Source organism: Nesterenkonia sedimenti, from assembly GCF_012641515.1.
Taxonomy (GTDB): Bacteria; Actinomycetota; Actinomycetes; order Actinomycetales; family Micrococcaceae; genus Nesterenkonia; species Nesterenkonia sedimenti.
Genome location: NZ_JABAHY010000042.1, coordinates 1 through 994, shown reverse-complemented (window position 1 = coordinate 994; position 994 = coordinate 1). Strand labels below are relative to the sequence as shown.

Annotated in this window: 1 protein-coding gene; it reads left to right on the top strand. The window is 59.4% G+C overall.

Features of this window, described 5'->3' with window-relative positions:
* Positions 1–318: 318 nt before the first annotated feature.
* Positions 319–960, top strand: a complete 642-nt coding sequence (locus tag HGQ17_RS14845; protein ID WP_168888730.1) for a hypothetical protein — start codon at positions 319–321, stop codon at positions 958–960.
* Positions 961–994 lie beyond the last annotated feature (34 nt).

Sequence of the window (994 nt, the reverse complement as noted above, 5' to 3'; positions counted from 1 at the left end):
GTCCTGAGACCAACTGTCCACGATGTCATGAGACAGAAGCGTCCACGATGTCCTGAGACTTCACATTCAGGCCCCTCCTACACCCTCATCTGCGATGAGCCGTTTAAAGACTCCCGTAGATTCCCGCAAAACCCTTCCAAATCATGGTGAAAAGTGGGAGAAAAGTGGGACTCTCGTGCCGGGCCACGCTCGGTCATCAAAGACTCGCTCTTTGCCCACCGCCGACGCTACTCGACATGAACGACAGCCCTTGATCTCTGAGAAGCGCATGTTGACCAGGGAGAGCATGTTGAAGACTTCTGCCGAGGAGGCACACTGATGGCTAATGCGCCCAGCATGGGGATCGAACGCATCCGCGTCAACGTCGGAGCTAAGTTCCGACCAGACAGCACAGCCCACGTGGACAAGGTGCTGGCCAAGATCGCCGACGAGCATGGCGACGGGTTCGAACTCGACGGTTATGAGCCCTCCGAGGGTGTGGCGATCTTCAAGCGCGAGTCCAACACTTTGGTGGCCTCCCACTCCGGCAATGACTCGATGGAGATCCGGCTGCCCCAGGACACTAAGCAGTCTGACGGGAAGAAGCGGGCAGTGTCTCTGACCGACACCTATCCCGGCTATCAGATGACCACCTTCGAGCCGCACCGGCGCCGAGCGATCATCTCCAAGCTCTCTGATGAGGTCATCCGGGCCCGGGATGCGATCTCCAACGCGCTGAGCGTGGATCCGTGGAACATCCAGGTCGCCCAGCGCACTGATGGCGGGTTCGACTTCTCGCTGCCGCCGACCTACCGGCCCTCCAAGCACGATGATGGCCTCAACGAAGCCGCGACCGTCATCATCGGGCAGCCCGGCTGGTACGTCGAAGCCGACACTCACACCCGCACCGGCTCGATCACGTTACGCGTCAGAGTTAATGAACCAGTCGCGGGTTTTTTCACCCAACCAGCGGGCGGGTAGATTCCTACTCGTTTGAAAGGTTGGATCCCGTGTC

Coding starts and splice junctions, on each gene's coding strand:
- HGQ17_RS14845 (WP_168888730.1), top strand. CDS start 319: ATGGCTAATGCGCCCAGCATGGGGATCGAACGCATCCGCGTCAACGTC.